General features: G+C 43.7%; 4 protein-coding genes and 1 pseudogene. 1 reads left to right on the plus strand and 4 read right to left on the minus strand.

Going from position 1 to position 7,932, the window contains the following annotated elements; genetic code table 11:
- Positions 1-340 precede the first annotated feature (340 nt).
- A pseudogene (locus ACHBIF_RS02370) lies at positions 341-1,648 on the plus strand (transposase).
- Between the two features lie 72 nt (positions 1,649-1,720).
- Here ACHBIF_RS02370 and ACHBIF_RS02375 read toward each other — a convergent pair.
- The 4 genes from ACHBIF_RS02375 to murF form a co-directional block, all read right to left on the minus strand.
- Complete coding sequence (locus ACHBIF_RS02375; protein ID WP_394718402.1) at positions 1,721-3,322, minus strand: ATP-binding cassette domain-containing protein; 1,602 nt, start codon at positions 3,320-3,322, stop codon at positions 1,721-1,723.
- 455 nt (positions 3,323-3,777) lie between these two features.
- Entirely contained in the window at positions 3,778-5,322 is a 1,545-nt protein-coding gene (locus ACHBIF_RS02380; RefSeq protein WP_105110803.1) for a peptide chain release factor 3, read from the minus strand.
- Between the two features lie 145 nt (positions 5,323-5,467).
- Positions 5,468-6,157, minus strand: coding sequence for a TIGR02206 family membrane protein (locus ACHBIF_RS02385; protein WP_238140724.1), 690 nt, complete (start codon positions 6,155-6,157; stop codon positions 5,468-5,470).
- Positions 6,158-6,241: 84 nt separating this feature from the next.
- Entirely contained in the window at positions 6,242-7,603 is a 1,362-nt protein-coding gene (murF, locus tag ACHBIF_RS02390; protein WP_394718405.1) for a UDP-N-acetylmuramoyl-tripeptide--D-alanyl-D-alanine ligase, read from the minus strand.
- Positions 7,604-7,932: the final 329 nt, after the last annotated feature.

The following is a 7,932-nucleotide window of genomic DNA, read 5'->3' on the forward strand; positions in this document are numbered from 1 at the left end:
ATTATATCAATTCATTATAGTTTTGGCAAGAAAGCTACTGTCTTCAAGCCTAAAGTACCAGCTTTGGCGAATAGTTCCGATACGCTCTAAAACAGGCAAAGAATAGAACATTTACTCAACTTCTGCTATTATTTCTTTGTGCTATGCTTGTTCATAACCCTACTCCTTTCTATTTTGGGTACAAGAAAAGCACTCGAATACTCGAATGCTTAATAAAAGCTCTATAATTTCTGTAGTGGGTAAATCCACTGTAGAGATTATGTAGCCTTTTTGAGTGTATACAAAAAATCCCATATGACCTATAATGAAAAGCAACCACACTCACATTAGAAAGACTCATATGGAACAACTTTATCATACCACAAAACTAATTGGAATCAAAGACAAAAACATCAAAATTCTCTTCGTTTTAAAACATCAGACCCATCTGGAAATTCGGGCAAGGCTGGATTATGACAGCCCTAGCTGTCCTCATTGCTAAGGGAAGTCTATCAAGTACGATTTTCAAAAGTCGTCAAAGATTCCAATTTTGGATTGTCAGGGCTTTCCGACCCTCCTCCTGCTTAAAAAACGGCGGTTTCAATGCAAATCTTGCCAAAAAGTGACTGTAGCTGAGACAGCTCTAGTCAAGAAAAACTGTCAGATTTCCCAACCTATTCGGAAGAAAGTGACACAACTCCATACAGAAAACATGACCAATATAGCCATCGCTAAGAGATTACATATCTCCGTATCGGTCGTCCAGAGGAAACTGGCTCAGTTTCAATTTGAGCATGATTTTACGACATTACCAAAAGTCTTGAGCTGGGATGAATTTAGTCGGAACAAGGGAAAACTCGCCTTTATTGCTCAGAATTTTGAGACGAGATCGATTGTGACCATTCTTGACAACAACCGCCAAGTCACCATCAAGAACTATTTCTACAAGTATCCTAGGGAGGTCAGAGAGACTGTCAAGGTCGTGACCATGCTATGTTTAGCGTCTACTACAAATTGGCTAGCCCCTTCGCTTTCCTATCTCTAGGCTCAGGCTGAAACAGTCTATTCCCAGACTGTTTCACTCCCAAAAGCTAAAATTGTCCTTGATAGATTTCACATTATCCAACACCTGAGCCGTGCTATGATGAGGACTAGGATTGATATTATGAAGACTTTCGATACGCGTTCCCTACCTTATCGATCCATGAAAAATCACTGGCGTATTCTCCAAAAAGATAGCCGTAAACTGTCTCTGAATAGCTTCTATTCCCGAACTTTTGGGCAAACAGTAACACCGAGAGAGGTTATCCAGAAGACATTGAATTTCTCTGTGGAACTGAAATTCTATTATGAACTCTATCAGATCCTCCTCTTCCATTTCCAAGAGAAGAACTTGAAACATTTCTTCGATCTTCTAGAGGACAATCTGAATCTTGTCAATCCAACCTTTAGGACTGTTTTTAAGACATTTCTAAAGTATAAAACGTACATCACGAACACCATGGTGCTTCCATATTCCAACGCTAAACTGGAAGCGACCAATAAACTCATCAAAGACATCAAGAGGCAAGTATTCGGATTTAGGAACTTTACGAACTTTAAAAACAAGATATATATTTCTTTGAATATACAAAAAGAGAGAACGAATTTCGTCCTCTCTAGGTGTTAGCTTTTCACCTACCCACTACAGTTGACAAAGAGCCTAAAAAAAGCAAAAACCCCAGAAGAGTTTTTGTTACTGTCAAACTGATAGATGAACCTGCTCATCAAAGAGTGCTAAAAAACTTTCCTCCTGGGAGTGTGTCACAACAATCACCAGTTTGTCCGTTATTTTCTCGAGACTATCTGCAATCAATTGTTCGCTTTGAGAATCTAAACCTGTTGTAGGTTCATCAAATAAAAAGACCTCTGCATCACGGTAAAGGGCACGCGCCAAATCAAACCGTCTCTCTTCCCCACCTGATAATTGCTGAGAAGAGGTCAAGAGAGTAGCAAATCCATCTCCCTGCCGATAGAACCAGTCCTCTAAACCAACTTGCCGTAAACAAACCATTGCTTTATTCTCATCTAAAGGCGCAAACAAGGTCAAATTATCCCCGATACTAGCTGTAAATAGATTGGTTTTCTGCGGTAGGTAGTAGATTTTCCGAAAGAGGGCAAGCTGATCCAGTTCTGCCAGATTCCTCTGGTTGACCAGGACTCTTCCAGCCTCTGGTTTCTGAATCCCCAGCAAGAGGCGGAGCAAGGTCGTCTTCCCACTCCCACTCTTGCCCAAGATAGCATATTTTTTATTGGCTTGAAAAAGATAAGAAAAATTCTCCACAATCAGATGGTCCTGATAGCGACAGTCAATCCCTTCCAGACCAAGGCTAGTAATGGATTCCTTCAAAACTGGCTTGGCAGCGTGACCTTCTTCCTTCCTATTCAAGAGACCTGTCAACTCCTCCACAACCGTCCGACTAGACAGATAATCCGTCAGCAAGCCTGACATGGTTTGGATAGGCCCAGCCACCGTCCCCATCAGGGTTGTCATAGCAATCAAATCTGAAATGTTCAGCAGACCTTGGAAAACAAATATCCCTCCAATAATCCATGAACCTGAATAGACTATGCTGCTCAAACTGTAGGAAACCGCATAGGTCTGGGATTGTTTTTTGGCAAAACGGTTAGCACGCCTGGTGTATTCCTGATTGGATGCCGCCAGCTTGTCTTTAAAAACTGGCGTGATGGTGCTGATGCGGATAAAAGAGAGAGCTTCTACAAACTCACTAAACAAGGCGAGATAAGCATTCTTCTCCTCTTGACTGTCCTTTGTCGCACGAGCTAAAATCCCCTTATTAATCATCGGAGCCAAAAATGGAATAAAGCAGAGCGCCAACATAATCATAGCCATGGTTCCTTGAAGATAAAGAGCCCCTATCAAGGAAAAACTAAAGACTAATATGCTTGTCACCATGGATAGAAGCGGCGTTAGATAGGTAGTTTCTAAGATGTTCAGATGATGAACCAAGACATGGACCTTATCTGCCTGACTGTCTTTTGCTGCCTCTCCTAAGTCCTCACTCGCATAGACCATCATTAATTGATTGCGCGTCTCTTCCATAATCTGATTGATTGCCTTAAACTTGAGATAGCGCGGCAGGTAATCAAAATAACCGTCACATAAAAAGAATACCACTGCAATCACCGAACTAGTCACAAATGCCTTTTGGTCACCAGATAAGGCCGCTTCCGAAACACGCGCATAAATAAAACCCGTTGCCGCTAAAATCAGAGCATAGACCACCGACACAGCAATATAAGCAACTACTGCCAACTTGCATTTTCTAAGGTAGTAAATCAAAGTTCAGACCTCCAATCCATTTCCATTTATATAACTATAGTATATTATAATAATACTTTTGTTGCAATGATAACAAAATTAAAAAAAGCCAGGACTTGCCTGACTTCTTATAGGATTGATTGGATTAGCTGAAGAAGGTAAGCTGCTTACCATCAGCCCTCATCTCCAACCTTTCACCTCGCTTGACATCTCTAGGCTCGGGCTGAAACAGTCTTTTCATAGACTGTTTCACTCAACTGAACCTCGGCGCAGTAGGCGTCAACACATTACTGGACGCCCTTGCGAGGGAAAGACGACGAAATCAAATCAACTTTGCTGATCACTGAGCTCTATATAGAGACGCAGTAGGTCTCGGCCAATCATCCTTCACTTCGTTCGGATTCTTGGGAGACCCTTGCGGAGGTAGTGCGACGAAATCGAGTTTGCAAAGCAAACTACCGATTTCTGCACTACTCTCACATCTTCTCTTCCAACTCCACATCCGGATACTTGTCTGCAAACCAGCGGAGGGCGAAGTCGTTTTCAAAGAGGAAGACTGGTTGATCAAAGCGGTCTTTGGCTAGGATGTTGCGGCTTGAAGACATCCGTTCATCCAGGTCTTCTGGCTTGATCCAACGAACAGTCTTTTTGCCCATTGGGGTCATAACTACCTCAGCATTGTACTCACCTTCCATGCGGTGTTTGAAAACTTCAAACTGGAGCTGACCAACGGCACCCAGCATATACTCGCCTGTCTGGTAGTTCTTGTAGAGCTGGATAGCCCCTTCTTGCACCAGTTGCTCGATTCCCTTGTGGAAGGATTTTTGTTTCATGACGTTTTTAGCAGACACTTTCATGAAAATTTCCGGGGTAAAGGTTGGCAGCGGTTCGAATTCAAACTTGTTCTTGCCTACGGTCAGGGTATCTCCTACCTGGTAGGTTCCTGTATCGTAAACCCCGATAATGTCCCCCGCCACTGCATTTTCCACATTCTCACGGGACTCGGCCATGAACTGGGTCACGTTGGACAACTTGGCTCCCTTTCCTGTACGAGGCAGGTTGACCGCCATACCGCGTTCAAATTCACCCGAAACCACACGAACAAAGGCAATACGGTCGCGGTGACGAGGGTCCATGTTGGCTTGGATTTTGAAAACAAAGCCTGAAAAGTCTTTGTCGAGCGGGTCAATGACATCACCAGTTGTCGTCTTGTGTCCATGTGGCTCTGGTGCAAACTCCAAGAAGGTATCCAGGAAAGTCTGTACACCAAAGTTGGTCAGGGCTGAACCGAAGAAGACAGGTGTCAAATCGCCATCCAAAATGGCCTGCTCTGAAAATTCATTTCCAGCCTCCGCCAAAAGTTCAATATCATCCAGAACTTGAGCATAAAATGGGTTAGAGCCAAATAACTTATCACCCTCATCCAAGCTTGCAAAACGCTCCTCGCTACGGTAGAGTTCCAAACGTTGATTGTGAAGGTCATAGAGCCCCTCGAAAGATTTCCCCATACCGATAGGCCAGTTCATGGGGTAGCTAGCGATGCCCAAGACTTCTTCCAATTCCTGCAACAAATCAAGCGGCTCACGACCGTCACGGTCCAACTTGTTGATAAAGGTAAAAACAGGAATGTTGCGGTGCTTAACAACCTCAAAGAGTTTTTTGGTTTGGGCCTCGATACCTTTGGCAGAGTCCACCACCATGACAGCCGCATCCACCGCCATCAAGGTCCGATAGGTATCCTCAGAGAAGTCCTCGTGTCCTGGCGTATCCAAAATGTTAACACGCTTGCCCGCATAGTCAAACTGCATAACAGACGATGTAACAGAGATACCACGCTGTTTCTCGATATCCATCCAGTCAGACTTGGCAAAGTTACCAGTCTTTTTCCCCTTGACCGTCCCTGCCTCACGAATTTCACCACCAAAGTAGAGCAACTGCTCGGTAATGGTGGTCTTACCCGCGTCCGGGTGAGAGATAATCGCAAAGGTGCGGCGTTTCTTGATTTCTTCTTGTAGTGACATGATTGTTATTCCTTTTTTCTTTGGTCCATAGCAGAGCTGACTTCTTCTTTTGCCCACCAAATCAAAAGAGTACAAAAAAAGAGAGCCACTACTGCAACTCTCTCATTATACCGAAATTCAAGGGAATTTTCAAACTATCTGAAAATCAATGTCTAACCCAGTTCCAATCCGTTTTTTTTAGAAGATTCTGAACCAAACTATTAACTAGCAGAACAGCAAATACAAAGAGCCCGGTCTCCAATAAGAAGTTGAAGGCAACATTTTCACTGTTAATCAAGGGCGTTTTTGATAAAAATCCATAATTGCCCTTCAAAAAGAGATTGGCTAGCAACATCAAACTATGGGTCAACAGTGTCACCCGAATCACAAAGGTCCTGTCCAAATCATCCTCCTTCTGCTCAGACAGCAGATAGATAAGGCTGTTAACCGCCAAAGCGTAATGGCCGATAATAAAGCTCAAAATGGTGACGTGAGGGAAAGCAAAGGGGTCAAAAACTGGATAGACAAAGGCCACAAGAGAGCCAAAGAGTCCCAGGCAGGCAAAATACCGCTTGAGCGGACCAGGCTTGGCAAAAAGCATAAAGAGCATAGACAATCGACAATGATAGAGGGGGAGACTCTCGGACAAGGTCCAGTCTACGGCCATGTACCAGGAATAAAGGGCAATGACCTGAAGGCATTGCAAGCCCCAAAAGAATCGTCTGATCTTAGGCGAACGATGATAAACAACTGCTAAGTAAAGCAGGCCAACATAGATGAGCAAGAGCGACAGATAGGTCAAAATATCCAGCTGGGGAGCTTGACTGCGATGACTGGTAAAAAACACTTCAAACACTGGAGCCTCCTTGACAAGTATTTTAATTAGTATATCAAATATCGACAGAAGTAACAAGAGCTAATTGAATAAATAAGTCTTTCTTTACTTTTCTAATTCCTCAACCAGCTTGGCCAAATTCATAGAATTAGAGCCCTTGAGAAGGATTTGGTCGTTTGGACCTAAAACTGCTTTGACCTGAGCAACTAAGTCATCAAACTGATTCTCTTCCGCAGTTTTCTTGAAGAAATAGATCTTACCAAGCGGGAACATCTGACTAGCCAGCTGAGATAGCTCCTCAATATCCTGACCATAGAAAATCACTGTATCTAGGACATCCGGTGATAGACTCATAATCATTTGATTGTGGAGGTCGACCGATTGAGCACCCAACTCCTTCATCTCCGCCAGAACCGCAATTTTCTTACCACCTTGGTTGGCTGGAATACTTGAAAACGTCTCTAAAATCAAGCGCATGGCCGTTGGATTGGCATTGTAGACATCACTGAGAATATCTGCTCCGTTTGCCGCCTTCTTCCACTCGGTGCGGTTGCGGGTCAAGTTTAGACCAGCTAGGGCTGACTTGATTGCCTCATCAGGCACACCCAAGGTCTTGCCCACATAGCTTGCTACCATGGCATTGGTGGCATTGTACTTGCCTGTTACTGGGAGGAAAATATCGCCGTCCATAAAGTTGACGGTGAAGGTCAGGCTATCTTTTGACTCGACAAGACTGGTCACCTGCAAATCAGCCTGCTCACCGAAGCGAATGAGGTCTACATGGCTCGGCAAGAGCTTATCCGCAATCGAATCTGCTGGGATCAAGAGTTTACTTCCTGGCTCCATTCCATCTGCAATCTGCAATTTTCCTTTGGCAATCTCTTCTCGTGAGCCGAAAAATTCCAAATGGGCTTCGCCAAATAGAGTAATAACCGATAGACTTGACTTGGCAATCTCAGACAAGAGATGGATATCACCTAGATGGTCTTGCCCCATTTCCAAGACCAATTTTTCCGTATCATCGGGCATGTGAAGAACTGTGTAAGGCAGACCAATTTCGTTGTTGTAGTTTCCTTGGGTCTTATAGGTTTTATAGGTGGTGGCAAGGATGTCGTGGATCATGTCTTTGGTCGTGGTTTTTCCGTTTGAACCAGTGACCGCAATGACGTCAACACCTGTTTTTTCCAAATAGTAGGCAGCTAATTGTTGAAGCGCAGCCAAGCAGTCATCTACTAGGATGTGGGGAACATCAAGGCTGACTTCAGACAGGGTTACTGCGCAGCCATTTTCAAAAGCCACAGGAATAAAGTCATGACCGTCACGCGCACCCTTAAGGGGAACAAAGAGGTCGCCCGCTTCAATCTTGCGGCTGTCAAATTCGACTTGACGGAGCGGTGTGTCGGGGTAGTTCGTTACATCATTTTTTGCGCCCACAACTTGAGCGACTTCGTGTAAAGTTAATTTCATTTGATTTCTCCATGTATCGTCATTTAGTTTATCTTTTATTACTTCGACGAATGAGGAAACTTTTTTTCCTTATTTCCAACCTCAAACAAGGTCATTGTTTAAGCTTATCTTGCCGTACTCTAGTACAGCCTACGACTCGTTGCCTAGTACTAAAAGCAAACTAAAAGACTATAAAAAGAGCCGATGGGCTCTTTCCATTATATCACTTTTGCCTTTATTTAGCGAACCTGGGTAAGAACGCCGTCCTTCATCTCTGTAGCGTTACAATAGATGTGAGACTTCTAGAAGTCAAAAAGAAGATTCCCTGATATGATAAGAGTACCACCACT

Source organism: Streptococcus sp. A11 (assembly GCF_043674225.1).
Lineage (GTDB): Bacteria > Bacillota > Bacilli > Lactobacillales > Streptococcaceae > Streptococcus > Streptococcus suis_V.

What these genes read in the sequence shown, in the direction of transcription:
- ACHBIF_RS02380 (WP_105110803.1), bottom strand. Translation starts at nt 5,322, where the DNA reads ATGTCACTACAAGAAGAAATCAAGAAACGCCGCACCTTTGCGATTATC.
- murF (WP_394718405.1), bottom strand. Translation starts at nt 7,603, where the DNA reads ATGAAATTAACTTTACACGAAGTCGCTCAAGTTGTGGGCGCAAAAAAT.